The sequence below is a fragment of the Roseibium sp. genome, from assembly GCF_051016195.1.
Lineage (GTDB): Bacteria > Pseudomonadota > Alphaproteobacteria > Rhizobiales > Stappiaceae > Roseibium.
This window is the reverse complement of the sequence record NZ_CP134616.1, coordinates 3,992,956-4,012,446: the sequence shown is the minus strand read 5'-3', so window position 1 is coordinate 4,012,446 and position 19,491 is coordinate 3,992,956. Positions and strand designations below refer to the sequence as shown.

General features: G+C 60.5%; 17 protein-coding genes. 9 read left to right on the top strand and 8 right to left on the bottom strand.

Going from position 1 to position 19,491, the window contains the following annotated elements:
- Positions 1-2 precede the first annotated feature (2 nt).
- From RDA78_RS18245 to RDA78_RS18220, 6 genes are all read right to left on the bottom strand, one after another.
- Positions 3-881 (bottom strand): ABC transporter permease, encoded by an 879-nt coding sequence (locus tag RDA78_RS18245; protein WP_434051239.1) that lies wholly within the window; start codon positions 879-881, stop codon positions 3-5.
- The gene (locus tag RDA78_RS18240) at positions 878-1,885 is read right to left on the bottom strand and encodes an ABC transporter permease (RefSeq protein WP_434051238.1); all 1,008 of its coding nucleotides are present in this window, start codon (positions 1,883-1,885) and stop codon (positions 878-880) included. The genes RDA78_RS18245 and RDA78_RS18240 overlap by 4 nt, the downstream gene beginning before the upstream one ends.
- The gene (locus RDA78_RS18235) at positions 1,882-2,685 is read right to left on the bottom strand and encodes an ABC transporter ATP-binding protein (RefSeq protein ID WP_434051237.1); all 804 of its coding nucleotides are present in this window, start codon (positions 2,683-2,685) and stop codon (positions 1,882-1,884) included. The genes RDA78_RS18240 and RDA78_RS18235 overlap by 4 nt, the downstream gene beginning before the upstream one ends.
- A gap of 6 nt (positions 2,686-2,691) precedes the next feature.
- Positions 2,692-3,495, bottom strand: a complete 804-nt coding sequence (locus RDA78_RS18230) for an ATP-binding cassette domain-containing protein (RefSeq protein WP_434051236.1) — start codon at positions 3,493-3,495, stop codon at positions 2,692-2,694.
- The gene (locus tag RDA78_RS18225; RefSeq protein ID WP_434051235.1) at positions 3,485-5,053 is read right to left on the bottom strand and encodes an ABC transporter substrate-binding protein; all 1,569 of its coding nucleotides are present in this window, start codon (positions 5,051-5,053) and stop codon (positions 3,485-3,487) included. The genes RDA78_RS18230 and RDA78_RS18225 overlap by 11 nt, the downstream gene beginning before the upstream one ends.
- Before the next feature lie 286 nt (positions 5,054-5,339).
- Complete coding sequence (locus tag RDA78_RS18220) at positions 5,340-5,996, bottom strand: hypothetical protein (protein WP_434051234.1); 657 nt, start codon at positions 5,994-5,996, stop codon at positions 5,340-5,342.
- Positions 5,997-6,010: 14 nt separating this feature from the next.
- Between RDA78_RS18220 and RDA78_RS18215 the strand changes: the two genes are divergently transcribed.
- Positions 6,011-6,562 carry a Crp/Fnr family transcriptional regulator gene (locus tag RDA78_RS18215; RefSeq protein ID WP_434051233.1) on the top strand — a complete coding sequence of 184 codons (552 nt, stop codon included), beginning with the start codon at positions 6,011-6,013 and terminating at the stop codon, positions 6,560-6,562.
- A 79-nt stretch (positions 6,563-6,641) separates the two neighbouring features.
- Here the strand turns inward: RDA78_RS18215 and RDA78_RS18210 are convergent, their stop codons facing one another.
- Together RDA78_RS18210 and RDA78_RS18205 are read right to left on the bottom strand one after the other, a co-directional pair.
- Positions 6,642-8,180, bottom strand: a complete 1,539-nt coding sequence (locus tag RDA78_RS18210; protein WP_434051232.1) for an arylsulfatase — start codon at positions 8,178-8,180, stop codon at positions 6,642-6,644.
- Positions 8,181-8,414: 234 nt separating this feature from the next.
- Positions 8,415-9,287, bottom strand: a complete 873-nt coding sequence (locus tag RDA78_RS18205) for a LysR family transcriptional regulator (protein ID WP_434051231.1) — start codon at positions 9,285-9,287, stop codon at positions 8,415-8,417.
- A 111-nt stretch (positions 9,288-9,398) separates the two neighbouring features.
- Between RDA78_RS18205 and RDA78_RS18200 the strand changes: the two genes are divergently transcribed.
- From RDA78_RS18200 to RDA78_RS18165, 8 genes are all read left to right on the top strand, one after another.
- On the top strand, positions 9,399-10,244 hold the full coding sequence (locus RDA78_RS18200; protein WP_434051230.1) for a putative hydro-lyase: 846 nt from the start codon (positions 9,399-9,401) through the stop codon (positions 10,242-10,244).
- Between the two features lie 15 nt (positions 10,245-10,259).
- Complete coding sequence (locus tag RDA78_RS18195) at positions 10,260-11,306, top strand: TRAP transporter substrate-binding protein (RefSeq protein WP_434051229.1); 1,047 nt, start codon at positions 10,260-10,262, stop codon at positions 11,304-11,306.
- An 11-nt stretch (positions 11,307-11,317) separates the two neighbouring features.
- Entirely contained in the window at positions 11,318-11,851 is a 534-nt protein-coding gene (locus RDA78_RS18190; RefSeq protein WP_434051228.1) for a TRAP transporter small permease subunit, read from the top strand.
- Positions 11,848-13,128 carry a TRAP transporter large permease gene (locus RDA78_RS18185; RefSeq protein ID WP_434051227.1) on the top strand — a complete coding sequence of 427 codons (1,281 nt, stop codon included), beginning with the start codon at positions 11,848-11,850 and terminating at the stop codon, positions 13,126-13,128. Before RDA78_RS18190 ends, RDA78_RS18185 begins: the two co-directional genes overlap by 4 nt.
- Before the next feature lie 11 nt (positions 13,129-13,139).
- Entirely contained in the window at positions 13,140-13,793 is a 654-nt protein-coding gene (locus RDA78_RS18180) for a DUF2848 domain-containing protein (protein WP_434051226.1), read from the top strand.
- A 39-nt stretch (positions 13,794-13,832) separates the two neighbouring features.
- Positions 13,833-15,131: an amidase family protein gene (locus RDA78_RS18175; protein ID WP_434051225.1), complete on the top strand. Its 1,299-nt coding sequence runs from the start codon at positions 13,833-13,835 to the stop codon at positions 15,129-15,131.
- 125 nt (positions 15,132-15,256) lie between these two features.
- Complete coding sequence (locus RDA78_RS18170) at positions 15,257-16,384, top strand: efflux RND transporter periplasmic adaptor subunit (protein WP_434051224.1); 1,128 nt, start codon at positions 15,257-15,259, stop codon at positions 16,382-16,384.
- On the top strand, positions 16,377-19,490 hold the full coding sequence (locus RDA78_RS18165) for an efflux RND transporter permease subunit (protein WP_434051223.1): 3,114 nt from the start codon (positions 16,377-16,379) through the stop codon (positions 19,488-19,490). Before RDA78_RS18170 ends, RDA78_RS18165 begins: the two co-directional genes overlap by 8 nt.
- The last annotated feature ends 1 nt before the right edge of the window (position 19,491 follow it).

Here is a 19,491-nt window from a genome sequence, read left to right as displayed (position 1 = left end):
TCTTAATCCGAAGTCGCACTGCTGCTGCCGAGAAGATCGCGCAGCTGGTCGCCGGTCAGGTTGATGGCCAGAACGCTGATGAGAATGGCAAGGCCCGGAAAGATCATGAGGTGCGGCGCCGTCTGCATATAGGCTTTGCCGTCGAGCAGCATGGCACCCCATTCCGCGTTTGGCGGCTGCACGCCGAAACCCAGAAAGCTCAGGCCGGAGATCGACAAAATCGTCCGCGACCAGGAGTTGGTCCACAAAACCAGCAGGCTTGGGCCCACATTCGGCAGAATGTGCCGCCACAGGATCAACCTTGACGGCAGGCCATTCAGCTTCGCCTGCGTGACAAAGTCGCGGTGTGCAATCTCAAGGCTCAGACCACGCGCCAGGCGCGCGAACCGCATCCAGCCAACGAGGATCAGCGCCAGCACCATGTTCGCCGTACTTGGACCAAGGACGCCGGCGATGGTGATGGCGGCAATCAGCTCCGGAAACGCGAAGAAACTGTCGGTGACCCGCATCAGTGTTGCGTCGGCTGCACGTCCGAAGTGGCCTGCTGCGAGACCGATGGCCGTGCCGGCGATTGCGCCCAAAGACGTGATCAGAAGCGCCAGGCCGACTGACCAGAGACCGCCATAGAGCAACCGCGTCGCGACATCGCGGCCAAGCTGGTCCGTGCCGAACCAGTGCGTTTCAGACGGCGGAGAGAGGCGGTTGAGAAAATCCGGCGCGTTTGGCGCATAGGGCGTGAAATAGAAACCCGCGCAGACCAGCATACCAAGAATGAGCACACCCGCGCCCACACCGATGAGAAACCGTTTCAGGCTCCGCTGGTGCAGCTTCTGCTTCAGATCGACCTGTTCGGCGAGCATCGGACCGTCTGCAACCGTCATGGCCGCACCTCCTTGCGGACCACCGGTTCAGCAGAGCCCAAAAGGCGCGCCTTCGGATCGAGTGCATCCTGAATGATCTCGATCAGGGAATTGATCAGCACATAGACAAGCGCGAAGAACATCACCAGAAACAGGATCAGCGGGTAATCCCGCGACAGCACGGCCCCGGCGAGCAATGACCCGACGCCGCCCCGCGCGAAGGTGAGCTCGACAATGACCGTTCCCTCAAGCAGGGCAGCGACATCGAGACCGATCATGGTGAGTGCCGGAACAGCAGCATGGCGAATGACGTGGCGCCAGAAGATCTCGCCCTCGCTGACGCCGCGCAACCTGAGGGTCTCGACATAAGGCGCTGATTTCGCTTCCAGGAAAAACGCGCGCAGGAGACGCGTCTGGGATGCAGTAATCCAGAACGCGAGTGTGACCGCAGGCAGGACGATATGCGCTGGTGTTCCCGTTCCGTATGCAGGCAGCCAATTGAGATGGGCAGCAAAGAGCAGGATCAGCAGCAGGCCGAGCCAGTAATTCGGCATCGCCGCACCGATCGAGGCAAGCGCGACGGCCAACCGGTCGGCTATGCTGCCCGGACGCCAGACCGAAACGGCGCTCAGACAAAATGCGGCCGCCAGGCCGATCACGAGCGAGACGGCGGTGAGCGTCAGCGTCTCGTTGATATTGGCGGCAAAGATGTCCCAGACAGGAACGTTTGACGCGAAGGAATTGCCGAAGTCACCTTGCACGAAACGCAGCAGCCATTGGAAGAACTGAACGAGGAAGGGTTCGTTCAACGAGAACTCCTCACGAATGCCTTCCAGGATTTCTGTAGGGAAACTCTGGGTCTCGGGATAGCGCGCATGAGCGATCGCCGCTGCTTTGTCACCGGGTGCGAAATAGGTCATCGTGAACGTGATGAAGCTGACCCCGAAAAGGACAGCGATCAGACCTGACACCCGTTTTGCAAGCGCGCCAAGTGGGCCTTGCAAACGCATACTCCCGTTAGTCATGGTGACACCTGTGTGTGGTCTTGGGCCGCTCCTGCGGCCCGCGGCAAACTTCCCAAGTCGCGCGCCGCCTCGACAAGGTCCACGCAATACCGGCTGGCCGGTGCCTCGAAAAACGACGTCGCAGGCTGATACGCTTCCACTTTCCCGTGTCGGAGCACCAGCATCTGATCCGCGAAGGCCGACGCGAAACCGAGGTCATGGGTGACAATCACGAACGTGATGCGGTAACGCTCCTGGATGCGTTTCATCGTCGCCGCGATTTGTTTCTGGACAATTGCATCAAGGGCGCTGAGGGGTTCGTCAAAGAAGATGAGTGATGGACGTGCGATCAGGGCACGGGCGAGGCAGGCGCGCTGGGCTTGCCCCAGAGAGACCTCGGACGGCTTTCGTGCCGCCATTCCCGAAGGCAGTTCGACATCGGCAAGCACGGTCGCGATGGCGTTGGCAAGGTCCGCCGCAGAGGGCTTCATTGAATAGGTGCTCTCTCCGATCGACGCGCCCAGTGTCAATTTGGGGTTCAGCGCCGCGATCGGGTCCTGCATCACCCAACGACTGCCGATGAGGCCGGGCTGTCCTTGCCAGTGGCCTTCATGAACGACTTTTTGATGGCTCCGAACATTGAAAATGAGCCCGTCAAACCGCGCCGGCATCAGACCGTTTATCGCCTTCAGCAGACTGCTTTTTCCCGAGCCGCTTTCACCTGCTATGCAAAGGGTTTGCCCTTCTTGAAGCGCAAAGGAAACATCTTCAAGGATCGGCTTCCCGCCGATGGTTATGTTCAGATTGTCGACGCGCAGCATCTGAAACTATTCCGCGGCCATGGATCGAGACGTATCGGCACCGTCAAGGGCCATCCACTCCCGATGGCTCACAAGCAGGCGGCCATAGTCTGATTGCGGGTCCTTCAGGAGCATGGCGGTCTCGCCGCTTTCGACCACCCGGCCGGCATTCATGATAACCGTGCGGTTCGCGTAGCGAGCCGCAAGCGAGAGGTCGTGCGTGACGATCAGGACCGCGATACCGAGTTTCCCGGCATGCCTTGCAACGGCGCGCAGAACCTGGGCGGCGATCAGCGGGTCCAGCGCTGACGTCGGCTCATCCAGCACCAGCAGCTTGGGCTCCCCCATCAAAGCCATGGCGAGCAGAAGACGCTGCTGCATGCCACGGCTCCATTCATGGGGAAAGTGTTTTTCGAACGGTTTCAGTCCAAGTTCGTCAAGCAGCTGCGACCGTGCTTCGGAAATCGCGGCACGGCCGGTAACAACCCTGGACGCTTGCGCCCACTGCCATCTCAGACGCTTGAGCGGGTCGAAACCGTGGTCCGGGTTCTGCGGAACATAGCCGATCCCGCTAGGCCGCCTTGTCTTGCCTGAACCTGCGAAATCAATGTGTTGGCCGTTGAAATGAAGCTGGCCCTCGAACGGTTCGGCAGGACGGGTCAAGCCCATCAGGCAGCGAAGGAGAGTGGATTTTCCCGCGCCGGACCCGCCCACGATCGCAACGCACTCGCCGCGCGCAACCCTCAGACTGACGTCATGCAAAAGCACCTGCCGGCCGATACGGGCCGACAGGTTCTCAAGTCTCAGCAGATCTGTTTCATCACTCGGCAAGTGTCAGGTCCGGGGTCACGAGATAGGTTTCCGCAGGGTGGATATTGTACCCCTCCACTTTGCCGTTTCCGACCGAAACCTGTGTTTTGTGAAAGACCGGGATCAGAGGCAGTTCGGCGTTGATGATTTCCTGGATACGGTCGTAGTGCTCCTTGCGGACCTCATCGTCGAAATCTTCGCGGCCCTTCTTCAAAAGCCCGTCCAATTCCTCATTGGAATAGCCGGAAAAATTGTATCCGACCCCTGATTCCACCAGCGTGCTCGGGAAATAATCGGGATCACCCTGTGGGGCGGTGCCCCAGGCCTGAAGATGCATGTCGATTTCACCGGCCTTCAGGGCTTCGTTGTTGGCGTCATACTCGCCCATCGCGATTTCAGCCCCGATGCCGATCTGCTGAAGCAGCGCCTGGGTGATCTCAAGAGTCGGGCGCAACGCGGCACGGCCTTCATAGGAGCGGATCTTCAGGGAGATCTCCTCACCGTCCAGTTCCCTGGTGCCATCACCATTTGTGTCCTTGATACCGGCCTCGTCCAAGAGCGCCTTGGCCTTTTCCGGATCATAATCGAGCGTCAGGTCGCCATTGGCCCACGAGGCCATGCTCGCGGGGAAGAGACTGTTCGCGACCTCACCGCCAACACCGTTCAGGGAGGCGGCGACAATGGTCTCACGATCGAGGCCGAGCGAGACAGCGGTGCGCAGCGTGTCATTGGCAAGTGGTCCGTCAGCAGTCCGGACCTGGAAAAAGAACAGCCGCGTTGTCGGATTGGAGAACAGCTGCCCCTCACCTTTTTCCTTGAGCGCAGCGAAATCGGGCTCCGGATAATTGGTCACCAGATCGACGTCACCGGCCTGGAGCGCCAGGGCCGCGACGGAGGGATCGGACAGCGCATCCATCACGATCCTGTCCAGCTTCGGCTCCCCGCCCCAGTAGTCGGCAAATTTCCGGGTCTGGTAGGTCTTGTCCGGTTCCGCCATAACGAACACGAACGGACCGGTCCCGATCAGCGGCAAGTCATCCGTGCCATCCTTCAAGACGGCCGCGGAGGGTTCGGTCAGCGACCAGAGGAACGCCGAATTGGGTGATTTGGTCTTGAACACGAGCGTGTGGTCGTCTTCGACCGTGATGCTCTCTATACCAAGCAGTCTGGAAAGGCGCGGGTTGTGCCCGGGATGACCTTCGATGTCGAATTTTTCGAAGGACGCCTTCACATCCTGCGCCGTCATGTCCGAGCCGTCATGGAACTTCACGTCCTTGCGCAGTGTCAGTTTCCACTCCGTCGGAGACAGGTTCTGGAACGTCTCGGCGAGGCGCGGCTGCATCGTCATGTCATGACCGAGACCGATCAGCGTCTCAGAAACGCCGGCACGGTTGCTGAGCCAGCCGTTCTGGCGGGCTCTCGGATCCGGAACGCTGCTCTTGGGACCGAAAGGCACGGCAATACGCATGGTTTTCTCCGCAGCCTGAACAGGCGGCGTCGGCAATGCAAACGCGGCAACTGCCAATGCGCTGATACCCAGCAGTGCGGTGACGGAGGATCTGGTTTTCTGATGCGACAAGGTTGAGCTCCGGAAACGGGAAACATGACGATGGAACGCAACATTGGGTACATGTTACAAAATAACATTACAAGAGAAATTTAGGTTTGAAGAGGCGATCACCCGGCGGCCTTTGAGCAGAGTCCAATGGGATCTGGCGGGTGGTGTACGCATTCCTCAGGACCAGCGTGGCAAGCAACATCTGGAACACCAGATCCCAGAACTCCGGATTGCACTCGGAGGGAACCGCAGCGGCGATTGACCTCAGCCTTGCGCGCCAGCACGTAAACGCCCGGCTGCGTTCAATCTAGTTGCAACCATTGTGCCGGCGCCACATGTCCGGATCGTGCCCCCGCGGTACTTGCAAACACGGATCAGACGCGTAGCCCCGCAGAGTATTGTATTTCTCGACTTGGCCGCGGCGGATTATCTCTGGCGTTAACAGATGAGTTGACAAGTGGATGTAACGGAGTTCGGCCCTTGCCTGCGCCGCTTCCGCAATGAGCTCGCGAAGAACTGTTGCTTCCGGGCTTTTGCCAGCAAAGGCATTGCTCAAGGCCGCCTCCGCCGATATCAGACGCTCGCCTGCGGCAATCGCATCAGACTTCATCTCCTCGAAAATTCGCCTGATCGCATCGACTTGTCCTTTCGTCAGTTCCAGTTCGTCTTTCAATTCCAGAAGATGCACGGGGCCGGGATGACCGTTCAATTCCGCCGGCAGGGCAAGGCCCCAGCCCCGACCCTGGCGCAACTCTTCGATATCTCGTTCCGACAGACTTTTGATCTGTCGTTCCTGCAAACCCGCATAAGGAGCCGCGCCTTTCCCGTGTCCATCTTCCTGGCCCCAGGCCGCCAAGGGTAGAAAAACGGCGGCAGAGATAGCTGTTCTGATAAGTCTGGCGAGCATTCCACGTTCCTTTCCACATCCGTGAATATCGCCAGTAGCAGCCGCCAGGTTCCGCACATATGATCACTATCATGTCGATTGATATCGCCGAAGTCTTTGCAAACGGACGCCCTCTGGTTCTGGAACCGGGTCAGATCATTTTCCGGACAGGTGACCTGGTCCGCTCGATGTTCTATGTGACAACCGGAGAGCTTGACCTTTTGCGGCACACGCCAAACGGAGCGCCGCTTATCCTGAACCGGGCGGTTTCCGGCTTCGTGCTTGCAGAGGCATCCGCGTATTCGCGCTCCTATCACTGCGATTGCGTTGCCAGAGACCAGTCCTGTCTTCGGTCCCTGACCGTTGGCGAGTTTCACGAGGTTCTGCGCAAATCTCCCGAATTGGCAGGATCGTGGGCCGCACAACTGGCCGCGTCGTTGCAGAAAGCACGCATGCTGTCTGAGATCAGGGCACTTAGAACCGTATCCGAGCGGCTCGACGCCTGGTTGTCCGACAACGGCCAGCTTCCGCCAAGGGGGCAAATTCAACACATTGCCCACATGCTCGGCGTGTCGCGTGAGGCGCTCTATCGGGAACTCGCCAAACGGCGTGCGAAATCGAAATCGACAATGGCTGGCGGTTGAGACAGCAAAGCCAGTCCTTGTCAAAAAAACAGGGCGGCCTTCGCCGCCCTGCCCTCAAGTGTCTGTCTCTGATCCCGGACTACTGGTTGCCCTGGGATCCGGCCGTCATCGCTTCCATGACATTGTCGAGATTGAAGCTTCCCGGTTTCTGGCGCGGCGGGAATTCCTGGAAGCTGGAAAGCCATTGCGCGACATAGGCACCGGCCGGTGCGAAGACGAACATGTGCTCGACCCACCAGCGCTGGTACCCCATCGCGTCTTCGGCTTCCGCCCGCTCGAATGGATCCATGCGCAGATTGGTGAGCGATGGTGCCCTCAGGACCTCAAACGGTGTCGTCCAGACCTTGTAGCCCTCCGCGTGCTGCTTGAGATAGGTGAATTTCCAGTCGTTCCAGCGCAGTGCGGCCACCGACCCGTCGTCAGTCCAGTAGATGAACTCTTCCCGAGGCCAGTCCGCTTCCCCCCTCAGGGCCGGACCGAGATCGTAGCCGTCGAGGTGGACCTTGTAGGTGCGTCCGATCGCTTCGACGCCGCCTTCGAGCAACTCAGCCTTGATGTCGGGATCGCCTGCGGCCGCAAGGATGGTCGGCAACATGTCCTCATGAGCGCCGATCTCGTTGACGACAGTTCCAGGCCCGATCGTGCCGGGCCAGCGGATCAGCGTCGGGACGCGGAAACCGCCCTCCCATTGCGTGTTTTTCTCACCCTTGAACATTGTGGTGCCGCCATCCGGCCAGGTGAAGGTTTCCGCACCATTGTCGGAGGAATACATCACGATGGTGTTGTCGGTGATGCCCAATTCCTCAAGCTTGTCGAGCAACTGGCCAACATGACCGTCATGTTCCACCATGCCGTCCGCATAGATGCCGTAGCCGGTCACACCTTCGCTTTCGTCCTTCAGATGCGTGAAGATGTGCATGCGTGTCGAATTCCACCACAGAAAGAAGGGCTTGTCCTGATCGACCGCGCGCTGCATGAAGTCGAGCGCGCCGCTGGTGACTTCTTCGTCCACGGTTTCCATGCGCTTGCGGGTGAGCGGCCCGGTATCCTCGATCGTCCCGTCGGCACTGGACTTGATGACCCCGCGCGGCCCGAATTTTTCACGGAATGCCGGATCCTTCGGGTAATCGGGGTGTTCCGGCTCCTCTTCGGCGTTGAGGTGATAAAGATTTCCGAAAAACTCGTCGAAGCCATGGTTCGTCGGCAGCATTTCATCCCGGTCGCCCAGGTGGTTCTTGCCGAACTGGCCGGTGACGTAGCCGTGGGTCTTGAGCAGACCGGCAATCGTCGGATCCTCGATCTGCATGCCCTCCGGCGCACCGGGCAGGCCCACTTTGGTCAGTCCGGTCCGCATCGGCGACTGCCCGGTGATGAAGGCAGCACGCCCTGCGGTGCAGCTTTGCTGGCCGTACCAGTCGGTGAAGTAGGCCCCTTCCGCGGCAATCCTGTCGATATTCGGTGTCCGGTAGCCCATCATGCCGCGATTGATCGCGCTGATATTGAACTGACCGATGTCATCCCCCCAGATCACCAGCACATTCGGCTTGGCACTGTCCTGGGCGATGGCAAAACCTGGCAGTGAGGCCGCAATGGCCGCAACCAACAGTCTTTTCAGCATGAAATGATCCTCCTTGATCAAATTGAAAAAATTAACGCAAGGGCAGTTTATCGGCCAACCACCGATAGAACAGACCTATTTCCGGATTTGCGGCAAGAAAGGCAGAGAATTTTGCTTCACGTGTCGGAAGGTCAAAAGTCTGGCGGGAAATGCACGTTTCAAGCCGGCCGCATGCTCGGCAGTTTTCCCGATCCCACGGTGCGGATTGCGTGCCGTTGCTCCCGGTTCCGCCTCCTACCCGGCCTCTTCGAAGTCTCGGGCAACCTCTTGCGCGATCCGCGCGGCCCGTTCGATCAGCTCATTCTTGGGTTCGCCGATATAGGTCGCTGTGAACCGCAGCGGTGTCGCCTGCCAGCCCGGGTCAAACGTGGTTATCCGCTTCTCCTCCACCAGCCGCCGTCCGAGGATACGCGGCAGAATGCCGACACCGATCCCCGATGCCACCATCTCGAACCCGGTCGACAGCGAATTCGTGGGAAAGATCTGGGCGGAACTGCCGTAGCGGTCGCGAAGTTCGTGTGTCAGCTCCCGGTGCGGACGCGAGTTCCGGTTATAGGTGATGACCGGTGTGGTGCTCAGGTCCGGCTCAGACAGATCGATCGGCCGGTACCAGGACAGTTCGAAAGGCGGCAGGTCCAGGTTGTCAACGCTGTATTCCGATACCGGGCCCATCAGCATCGTCAGATCGAGGGACCGGTCCAGCAGCATCTCCCGAAGGTTCACGGATATGTCGACCGAAACTTCGATTTTCAGCCTGGGAAACCGGCTGTGCAGCTCCCGTATGAAATCGGGCAGCCAGGTTTGTGCCACCGTCTCGGCAACACCAAGGCGAAGAAGACTGCTGACGCTGTCATCCGCCATGACTTCCCCCTTGATGCGTTCCATGATTTCCATGATCTGCTCGGCGTGGTTCCGCAGCAGCACGCCCTGGCGGGTGAGCACGACCCCTGTCGAAACGCGGCTGAACAGCTCCGTTCCAAGATAGGTCTCAAGGCTGGAAATCCGCGTCGAAACAGCCGGTTGGGAGACATTCAGCTGCTCCGCCGCGCGGCGCACACCACCCATGCGCGCGACACTGAGAAAGGTCTTGAGTTGCTCAAAGGTCATGGCGCTCCTCCGCAAAGTGATAAAAAAAGCTGATCACTTTGGACAAAAAATCACGATTTGACTTGATAATAGATACACCGCAGCATTTTGCCACCGACTTTCGAGGTGGACATGACCAGCGAGCGCGCACAGCTTCCCGACCTGTTCGATATGGATCTGCCGGCCCAGCGCCGATTGATCCGGGATGGACGCTACAATGGTCACACGGCAGGTCTCGCAAAAGGCAACCTGCAGTGCAATCTCGCCATCCTGCCGGCGAACCTTGCAGATGAATTCCACACTTATTGCCGCTTGAACCCGAAACCCTGCCCGTTGGCCGGTGTTTCCTGCGCCGGCGAACCCGCCATTCCACGTCTTGGCGCGGATGTCGACATCCGGACCGACGCTGCCCGCTACAACATCTACCGCCACGGGGTCCTGGAGCAGCAGGTCAACGATCTTTATGCGCATTGGCGCGGTGATCTCGTTGCCTTCGCGATCGGCTGCTCCTTCACCTTCGAGGACGCCTTGCGCAAGGCCGGCATCGCCATGCGCCACATCGACAGCAACGTGACCGTGCCGATGTTCCTGTCATCGATCGAGACCGCGCCAAGCGGCCCGTTCAAGGGCGGCATGGTCGTCTCCATGCGCCCCATACCCGAAAACAGGATCGGCGAAGTTCTGGACATCTGCGGGAAGTTCCCGCTTGCCCACGGCGCTCCGGTCCATGTCGGCGATCCGTCCGACATCGGCATATCCGATTTGAATACACCTGACTGGGGCGAAGCAGTCGCGTTCGAACCAGGCGAAGTGCCCGTTTTCTGGGCCTGCGGGGTCACGCCTCAAGCGGCGATCATGAGATCGAAACCGCCACTCTCCATTACGCATGCACCTGGTGCGATGCTGATAACAAGCGTCTCGGAAACAACGGGACCGCTCTATGCCTATAACGATAACCAACTGAAATATCTGGACTAACAGAGGAAGAACGACATGAACAGACTGGTATTGATGTCCGCGATCTCCATGATCGCGTTTTCCGCCGGAACCAACGTCAAGGCTGAGGAACTCGCCGTCGTCGGCAGTTGGAGTGGGTTGCCGCTTCACAAACAGTATGAAGCGCCGTTCTGGAACGAAAAGCTCCCCGAGCTTTCCGGTGGTGACCTGACTGCCGCGCTGACAACCCACGACCAGATGGGGATCGCCGGTGGCGACGTCTTCCGCATGCTCTCCCAGGGCGTTTTTGATGTGGGCATGACAGTTGCCGACTATGCTGTGTCCGACAGCGTCGCGCTGGAAGGCCTGGATGTGCCGCTCATCGCAACGGACGCCGCGACCGCGCAAAAGGCGGTCGAAGCCGCCCGCCCGATGGTCGACGATATCTACCAGGAAGTCTTCAACGCAAAAGTGCTCGGGATTGCGCCTTACCCGCCGCAAGTCGTGTTCTGCAATGCAGAGATCGGGTCGCTCGACGACCTGAAAGGCAAGAAGATCCGCGCATCCGGCAGGATGACGGCGAAGTTTCTGGAAGCCCTTGGTGCAGAAGGTGTCAATGTCGGTTTCGGCGAAGTGCCGGGCGCCTTGCAGCGCGGTGTTGTCGACTGCGCCATCACCGGAGCCGGTTCAGGCTACAATGCCGGTTGGTGGGAAGTCTCCACGCATCTCATGCCGCTGCCGCTTGGTGGCTGGGACCCCGTCGTGACTGCGATCAACCTCGACAAGTGGAACTCCCTGTCCGACGCGCAGAAAGCGGCACTTGAAAAAGGCGTCAAGGAAGGTCTCGAGGCACCCGCCTGGGAGACCGCGCAGAACGCCCTGGAAAACGATGTTGCCTGCCTGACCGGCAACGGCGAATGTCCATATGATGACGCCCGGGGCCTGATCCTGGTCGAAGCCAGCGAGGCCGACCAGGCCAAGGCCAAGGACGTTCTGATCTCCGAAGTGCTTCCGGACTGGGCAGAGCGCGCAGGCGGTGACTGGGCGGCGCGCTGGAGCGACAGCGTCGGCAAGGTCACCGGTGTGAAACTGGAAACCAACTGAGGCACAACCTGATGACGTCCCTGGCCCTCGCCCTCCGGCGGATCAATGATCGACTGGCAATCCTTGTAGGACTGATCCTGCTTGCCTGCGTTGCGTTCACGCTCATAGAGATCATTGCGCGCCGGCTGGGCGGGTCGCTCGGGGGTGTCGATGAAATCTCCGGCTACGTCATGGCCGTGACCACAAGCTGGGGCATAAGCTATGCCCTGACGGAGCAGGCGCATGTGCGCATCGACCTGCTCCGTCAGCGCCTCGTGCCCATGGGCCGGGCGGTGTTCGACACCATCTCCCTTGCGTGCCTTGCCGGCACGGCCATCGTCGTGGCCTGGCGCGGCTGGGGTGTCCTTGAAAAAACTCTGTCCACCGGCGCACGCGCCAACACGCCGCTTGAAACGCCCCTTTGGCTCCCGCAGTCCCTGTGGTGGGCAGGCTGGGTCTGGTTCGCGCTGTCGGCCTGTGTGCTGCTTGCGTCCGTTCTCGTGAGTTTCCTGAACTCCGACTATGAAACCGTCGATGCCGTCGCCGGCGCGAAGGGGGAAGCATGATCGCCTTTACCTCCGTCGGCCTTCTCGGTCTTCTGACGCTCTCCATTCCCGTCGGCATCGTCCTGTTCCTGCTGGCCTTCGGCATCGACGAATTCTTTAGCCCCTTCCCGCTGATGCGCGGGCTTGGCCAGATCGTCTGGTCGTCGTCGAACTCGGCGACCCTGATCGCGATACCAATGTTCGTGCTTCTGGGTGAAATCCTGGTGCGCAGCGGCGTTGCCCGGCGCACCTACACGGCGCTTGAGAAATGGGTTGCCTGGATGCCGGGCGGTCTGATCCACGCCAACGTCGCAACCTCGACAATGTTTTCCGCGACATCCGGCTCTTCGGTCGCAACCGCCGCGACCGTGGCCACCGTTGCCATGCCGCAGGCGCAGGCACTGGGCTACAATCCGAAGCTCTTTTCCGGCGCGATCGCAGCGGGCGGAACCCTCGGGATCATGATCCCGCCCTCGATCAACCTGATCGTCTACGGCTTCCTGACGGAAAGCTCCATCCCGCAACTCTTTCTAGCGGGCTTGATACCGGGCCTGTTCCTCGCCGGACTGTTCATGCTGATCACGGTGATCATCTGTGTCTTCAAGCCGTCCCTGGGCGGCCCGCGTCAATCCAGCACGATGAAGGAAAAACTCGACGGTCTGGCCGATCTGCTGCCGATTTTCGGGCTCTTTGCCGCGATCGTCGGGTCGATCTACGCCGGATGGGCAACGCCCACGGAAGCCGCGACCGTCGGCGTTGCCATCGCGCTCCTGATCGCAGCGCACCAACGGGCGCTGAACTGGGAGATGCTCCAGGACGCACTGCGCGGGTCCGTCAAGACCTCGGCAATGATCATGCTGGTGGTCATCGGCGCTTATGTGCTCAACTTCGCACTGACCGCCGCGGGCGTCAGCCGCGCGCTTCAGGATGTGTTGTCCGGCCTCGGACTGAGGCCGCTGGAGACGCTGCTGGTGATCATCCTGATCTACATCGTGCTCGGTTTCTTCATCGAGACCCTGTCTCTGATGGTTGCCACCATCCCGATCGTCGTGCCGATCATCGTGCAGCTTGGCTATGACAAGATCTGGTTCGGCATCCTGATGATCATTCTGGTGGAGATGGCCCTGATCACACCGCCGGTCGGGCTCAACCTCTATGTGGTTCAGGCCGCACGCAAATCGGGCAGTTTCAGCGACGTGATGCTCGGCTGCATCCCCTACGCACTGGCGATGCTCGCCATGGTGGGACTGCTCATCCTCATGCCGCAGCTGGCCCTGTTCCTGCCGTCAACCTTGTAAGAGAAGCATTCATGAAGTTTCAGACCGAGACCGGCGTGCTGGAAAGCACTCCCGAAAGACTTATCGTGGCCGGATGGACCGGCCGTGACCGTGCCGCTGTCGATCACCACATTGAGGAACTTGCCGCGATCGGCGTTCCGGCCCCCTCCACGGTGCCGCTCTACTACCAGTGTGCGCCCTACCTTTTGACGCAGGAAACTTCGATTCAGGCACTCGGTGAAGAAACATCGGGAGAAGCCGAACCCTTTCTGCTCAAACAGGACGGCAGGATCTGGATCGGTCTGGCCTCCGACCATACCGACCGCGCCCTGGAAGCCCATTCGGTCGCCGCCTCAAAGCAGATCTGCGCCAAACCGGTTGCGGACGTCCTGTGGCTGCTTGAGGACGCCGAACCGCATCTTGATGATCTCGTCCTGAAATCATGGATCGAAGAAGCGGGAAGCTGGGTGCCCTATCAGGACGGAAACCTCGCTTCGATCCTGCCGCTGGAGCAGCTTATGGCTGGCGCACCGCTCATCGACGGAACAGCGATGCTGTGCGGCACGCTGCCGGCGATTGGCGGCGTGCGTCCAGCCCCAGCCTTCAGGATGTCGTTGAGTGATCCGGTCCGAGGGCAATCGATTGACTGGAGCTACCGAACGGCTACTCTCCGCATCATCTCGTAATGCCCTTCCCGCCTTCTCCGCCATCACAGGACTCCCCGCATGAGCGCTTCATTTCCCTGGACATCCGGCACCGCCGCAAGCCGTCTTGAGACCACGCTGGAACGCGCGGCCGGGGAAACCGCCGCAGAGGCGGTTTTCCTGAAGCTGCTCGGAGACCGGGCGCGGCGCCAGGCAGCCAAGGCGTCTGAAGCCGGGGGGCCGCTTGCTGGTGCGCTGATCAGCGTGAAAGCGCTCTTCGATGTGAACGGCGAGACAACGACCAGTGCGACCAGGGTTCTTGCCGGCGACCCGCCCGCGGAAAGGGATGCGCCGGCCATCGCCCGCCTTGATGCAGCCGGCGGTGTCTTTGTCGGACTCACCAACATGTCCGAGTTCGCGTATTCCGGACTGGGGCTGAACCCGCACCATGGAACACCTCGAAATCCGGCCTATCCCGGTTGTGCGCCTGGAGGCTCGACCAGCGGTGGCGCGGTGTCGGTGGCCCTCGGATTGTGCGACATCGCAATCGGCAGCGACACCGGCGGATCTTTGCGCATCCCTGCCGCCTTCACCGGCATCACCGGCTTCAAGCCAACCCAGAGCTCTGTGCCGATGGCGGGTGGCAGACCGCTCTCCGACAGCCTCGACAGTTTCGGTCCCATGGCGAAATCGGTCGCAGAATGTGAACTTGCGTGGCAGGTCATGGCTGACAGGGCGACAACTCCGGCCACCCCGGCGGCTGCGCGCCTGATCATTCCGACCAACTTCGGTTTCACCGAGATGGATGACGCCGTTGCAGAAGGGTTCAGGGCAGCGGTCGAAAGGCTTCGGGACACGGGTCTGGAAGTCGCCGAACGGGAAATCGCGGCCATGCCGCTTCATGACAGCGTCCCCCCCTGGCACATGACTTCCGTGGAATCGCGCGCCCACTATGAACCGCATTTCCAGGCATCGGCTGAACAGTTCGATCCTCGGGTTCACGCGCGTATGGGCCGGGCGGAAGAAATCTCGGCAGTCGAATACCGGCAGACGCTGAACAGGCGTCAGGAATTCATTGCGGCCTTCCGGGAGGAACTCGGCGAGGACATGCTGCTCCTGCCGACGACACCGAAGCTGCCGCCACGGATTGAGGATCTTGCCGGCGACGATGCCTTCAACCGGCTGAATCTCCTTGCGCTTCGCAACCCTTCCCTCGCCAATGTCGCCGATGCCTGCGCCATAGCCTTGCCCTACCGGCATGCAGACAAGACGCTGAGCGCCATGCTTGTTGCCGCAGGTGGACGGGATGCGGAATTGCTCGCCTGCGCGAAATGCGTTGAGGCCGAATTGCAAATGCAGAAAAATGACGGTCGGCATTAGCTCGATACTGCCAATGGCAGGATCACCGCACTCTTCGGCCGTCTATGCCTTGCAAGATTCGGCATTGCTGTGATCTGTTCGACCGTGATGACAACTGCTTCGGTGAACGCAAGAGGGCTGATGCCATGACCAGGATCGCTGGGTCGATTGTTGCGCTTTTATGTGCGTTTGCCTTGGGCATCTGGATAGCTTCCAGCGGGCTGTTCCCTGCCGCTGAAGACAGAGCAGGCCAACAAGACCAGGCTGAAACCACGGAAAGCGGGAATTCGACCGAGCAGACCTTTCCCGGCAACGCCATTGTGGTGACAACGGCTGATGTTGCGTTTACCCCGCCGCGTTCCCGGATCCAGTCGATTGGCACCGGCAAGGCGATCCGCCTCATACATGTGACGGCAGATGTCGCCGGGACCGTAGAGAAAATCCACGTTCAGCCGAATACCGATGTCAGCGCCGGTGACCCCATCGTAACGCTGGAACGCAAAACCCAGGAAATCATCCTCGACAGTGCCAAGGCCGAGCTTGAGCAGCAGTCGGCCTCGTTCAACAGGTATCAGACGCTTTTGAGCCAGAGCAGCAACGCCGTTTCGCAGGCACAGGTCGATGAGGCCCGCGCGTCTCTTGCCGTCGCAGAAGCCAAGGTCGCGGAAGCGCAGTACGAGTATGATCGAAGGGTGATCAGGGCTCCGTTCTCCGGCCGGATAAACCTCAATGACCTCACCGTCGGCAGCTATCTTTCACAAGGGGCGGAAATCGTCACACTGGTCGATGCCAGCAGTCTTCTTGTTGAATTCACCGTGCCGGAAACCGCAATCAGCCAGATCAGCACGGGCGTTCCGGTGCGCCTGACGACACCGGCCCTCGTCGGACGTGTCTTCAACGGAGAAATCACCGCATTCGACAGCTCGATTGACGAGGAATTTCGCACGGTGCGTGTGCGCGCGCAGGTCAAGAATCCCGAAAATGTGCTCCTGCCGGGCATGACCTTCAGCGTCAGCCTCGCGAGCACCGACACGCCCATGCCGATGGTGCCTGCCGTGTCGATCCTGTGGAGCCCGAACGGAGCATATGTGTGGAAGCTTGCCGCCGACAACGCGCCAGAACGTATCGACGTCGTGCTGCGTCACAGGCTGGGCGACAGCGTCTGGCTGGAAGCCGATCTTGCGGAAGGCGACGTCGTCGTGAAGAACGGTGCCTTCAAGGTCAGTCAGGGCGTGTCCGTCGCCGTCGAGGTCGCGGAGCACACCGATGGATGACGCGGAGCCGGGAAGGATGACACGGGACCGGCTCGGCTTTGCGGCAACGTTCGTCGGCCGTCCCATCCTCGCGCTGGTACTCAATCTGCTTGTGATTATCGCGGGCATCACCGCGTTGAACGGCGTGGAGGTCCGCGAACTGCCGAACGTCTCCAATCCGGTCATATCAGTGCGCGCCACCTATCCTGGCGCGGCCGCGACCACGGTCGATTCGGAAGTGACCAGCGTCCTGGAAGACGCGCTTGCAAGGCTGGAGGGGCTCGAAAACATATCCGCGACGTCCTCCTACGGCAGTTCCAGTCTCACGCTGGAACTCAATGCATCGACCGATGTGACCAACGCAGCCAATGACGCGCGGGATCTCGTCTCCAGGGCGCAGCGCAATCTGCCTGACGATGTCGAGGACACGACCGTTCAGAAAAGCGATGCGGATGCGGATCCGATTATGCGCCTCGCTCTGAGCGGAACGCTTCCTCTGACAGAACTGACGTCGCTCGCCGAGGGCATCGTCTCGGACCGCCTTCTGTCGCTCGACGGTGTGTCGGAGGTGCAGGTCGCGGGCGACTATGCCCGGATCATGCGCGTCACCTTCTTCCCGGTCGCGCTTGCCAGCCGCGGCATCTCCCTTGCCGACATGCGCACGGCCCTTGCAAGCGCCAATCTTGATATTCCGCTGGGTGCGCTGGAGACCGGGACCCAGGAACTTGTCGTCAGGTCCATCGCTTCAACCACGACCGAGGCCGAAATCTCCGCCATCCGCCTCAACCGCGAAACGGTGATCGGAGACGTCGCCTTCGTTCAGTTCACGTCCGATGATCCTTCCGTCATCACCCGCATAAACGGTCAACCGGCTGTTGGATTGAATATCATCCGCCAATCCCATGCCAACACGTTGTCGATTTCCAACGCGGCGCGTGTTGCCGTTGCCGGTTTGCAGGAAGATCTGCCGGACGGCGCTCACCTGATGATCGTGGCTGATGACGGGGTTTTCGTCGAACGGTCCATATCCGGCGTCGTCACGAGCATCGCCATGGCCATCGCGATTGTCGTCGCGGTCATCTTCTTGTTCCTCCGGTCGCTTCGGGCGGTTGTGGTACCTGCCGTCGCCGTTCCGATCGCGCTGACCGGAACGCTCGGCGCGATCTGGGCAGCGGGCTTTTCGGTCAACACGATCACGCTGCTCGCACTTGTTCTGGCCACGGGAATGGTCGTCGATGATGCCATCGTGGTTCTGGAGAACATCGTGCGCCGCCGCAGGCAGGGCCTCGGCGCATTCGCTGCGGCTGCCGTTGGCACCAGGGAAGTCTTTTTCGCCGTCATCTCGACAACGGCCACACTTGCCGCCGTTTTCATCCCGATTTCCTTCCTTCCCGGGCAGGCGGGCGGCATCTTCGGTGAGTTCGGATTTGTTCTGGCGTTCTCCGTGGCCCTTTCCTCCTTTGTCGCGCTCACGCTGGCCCCTGCCCTCTGCTCATTCGTCGACCCCGGAAAATCGGATGCAATAGGCGGGCAGCGCGGAGACAAGGAAAGCGAAAGCGCGTTCCTGACGGGCTTCGGCAACCTGATCGGCTTCATTCTCAGGGCCCGCTACATTGTCCTGTTCGGCGCTCTGGCCTTTGCCGGAGGATCCTTGGCGCTTTACGGCTCCCTCCCCCAGGAAATCACGCCATCGGAAGACCGCGGTACGGTGATGATCGCGCTCCGGACGCCGTCCTCGGCCAGCCTGGACTACACGAGCCAACAGGTTGCCCGTGTCGAGAAAATCCTCGAACCGCTCGTGGCCTCAGGCGAAGTCGTGGCGGTTCAATCCCTGATCGGGTTGAGATCGACAAGTTTCGCGCTTGTTTTCGTTCGATTGGCGCCATGGGAAGACCGCGCCCGCAGCCAGCAGGAAATCGCGGCGCAGATACAGGGACCAGTCAGCCGGATCCCGGGCGCTTTCGTTGCGCTGCGCGCCTCGAACAGCCTCGGCATACGGGGCGCTGGCCGGGGCGTCCAGTTCGCCGTGGTCGGCAAGGAATATGATGTTCTCGGAGATCTCACCAGCGACCTGATTGCGAAGATGGACGCCGACCCCACCTTCGCGAACGCGCAACTCGTCAACGAGGTCAACCAGCCGCAGCTCTTGCTGGAAGTCGACCGTGACCAGGCTGCGAACCTGGACATCGAGCCGAGGGACGTTATTGAGACTCTCAACACGGTTATCGAGGGCAACAAGGCATCCGAGATTTTCCTGAACAACGAGTCCGTCGAGGTTCGGCTCGAACTCGGTGGGCGGCCGATCAACGACCAGGGAGACCTGGAAAACACGTTCCTGCGCGCCGGCAACGGCCAGTTTGTGCCGATTTCATCTGTCGCAACCCTGTCGGTCGCCGCCTCCGCCTCCACCTTGAGCCGTGAGGCGCGCGAGCGCGCTGTGACGGCGCAGGCCAATCTGGGAAGCGGAGTCGATCTTGGAACCGCAGTCGACCGGCTGAAGGAAATCGCACCTGACATACTCGGCAACGAGGGCCGCCTGGTCTTTCTCGGAGAAGCCGCCACGCTCGAGACGGGTGAAACGACCACTCTGCTCGTGTTCGGGGCGGCTATCCTGATTGTCTTCCTGGTGCTCTCCGCACAGTTCGAAAGCTTTTCAAGCTCCCTGATCATCCTGATCACCGTTCCCTGCGGTCTCGGGACGGCCCTGCTGGCAATCCTGATCTCAGGCGGAAGTCTCAACTATTACAGCCAGATCGGCCTGGTCATCCTTGTCGGCATCATGGCGAAAAACGGGATCCTGATCGTCGAATTCGCCAATCAGCTCCGCCAGGAGGGCGAAGACGTGGACACCGCCATCCGCAATGCCATGCGGATCAGGCTGAAACCGGTGATGATGACAATGGCGTCGACCGTGGCCGGCAGCATACCGCTGGTGCTGGCAACAGGTGCCGGAGCGGAGGCGAGAACCGCTGTCGGCTGGGTGGTCGTCGGCGGCCTCGGCCTTGCCACCATTTTCACCCTGTTCCTGACACCGGCGGTCTACCGGATCATTGCGGGTTGGTCACAGCCTCCCGGAGCTTCGGAAAAACGTCTTGCGGAGGAACTTGAAGGCCACGATGTCGCCTGAC

What these genes read in the sequence shown, in the direction of transcription:
- RDA78_RS18245 (WP_434051239.1), bottom strand. Translation starts at nt 881, where the DNA reads ATGACGGTTGCAGACGGTCCGATGCTCGCCGAACAGGTCGATCTGAAG.
- RDA78_RS18240 (WP_434051238.1), bottom strand. Translation starts at nt 1,885, where the DNA reads ATGACTAACGGGAGTATGCGTTTGCAAGGCCCACTTGGCGCGCTTGCA.
- RDA78_RS18235 (WP_434051237.1), bottom strand. Translation starts at nt 2,685, where the DNA reads ATGCTGCGCGTCGACAATCTGAACATAACCATCGGCGGGAAGCCGATC.
- RDA78_RS18215 (WP_434051233.1), top strand. Translation starts at nt 6,011, where the DNA reads ATGTCGATTGATATCGCCGAAGTCTTTGCAAACGGACGCCCTCTGGTT.
- RDA78_RS18210 (WP_434051232.1), bottom strand. Translation starts at nt 8,180, where the DNA reads ATGCTGAAAAGACTGTTGGTTGCGGCCATTGCGGCCTCACTGCCAGGT.
- RDA78_RS18205 (WP_434051231.1), bottom strand. Translation starts at nt 9,287, where the DNA reads ATGACCTTTGAGCAACTCAAGACCTTTCTCAGTGTCGCGCGCATGGGT.
- RDA78_RS18200 (WP_434051230.1), top strand. Translation starts at nt 9,399, where the DNA reads ATGACCAGCGAGCGCGCACAGCTTCCCGACCTGTTCGATATGGATCTG.
- RDA78_RS18195 (WP_434051229.1), top strand. Translation starts at nt 10,260, where the DNA reads ATGAACAGACTGGTATTGATGTCCGCGATCTCCATGATCGCGTTTTCC.
- RDA78_RS18190 (WP_434051228.1), top strand. Translation starts at nt 11,318, where the DNA reads ATGACGTCCCTGGCCCTCGCCCTCCGGCGGATCAATGATCGACTGGCA.
- RDA78_RS18185 (WP_434051227.1), top strand. Translation starts at nt 11,848, where the DNA reads ATGATCGCCTTTACCTCCGTCGGCCTTCTCGGTCTTCTGACGCTCTCC.
- RDA78_RS18180 (WP_434051226.1), top strand. Translation starts at nt 13,140, where the DNA reads ATGAAGTTTCAGACCGAGACCGGCGTGCTGGAAAGCACTCCCGAAAGA.
- RDA78_RS18175 (WP_434051225.1), top strand. Translation starts at nt 13,833, where the DNA reads ATGAGCGCTTCATTTCCCTGGACATCCGGCACCGCCGCAAGCCGTCTT.
- RDA78_RS18170 (WP_434051224.1), top strand. Translation starts at nt 15,257, where the DNA reads ATGACCAGGATCGCTGGGTCGATTGTTGCGCTTTTATGTGCGTTTGCC.
- RDA78_RS18165 (WP_434051223.1), top strand. Translation starts at nt 16,377, where the DNA reads ATGGATGACGCGGAGCCGGGAAGGATGACACGGGACCGGCTCGGCTTT.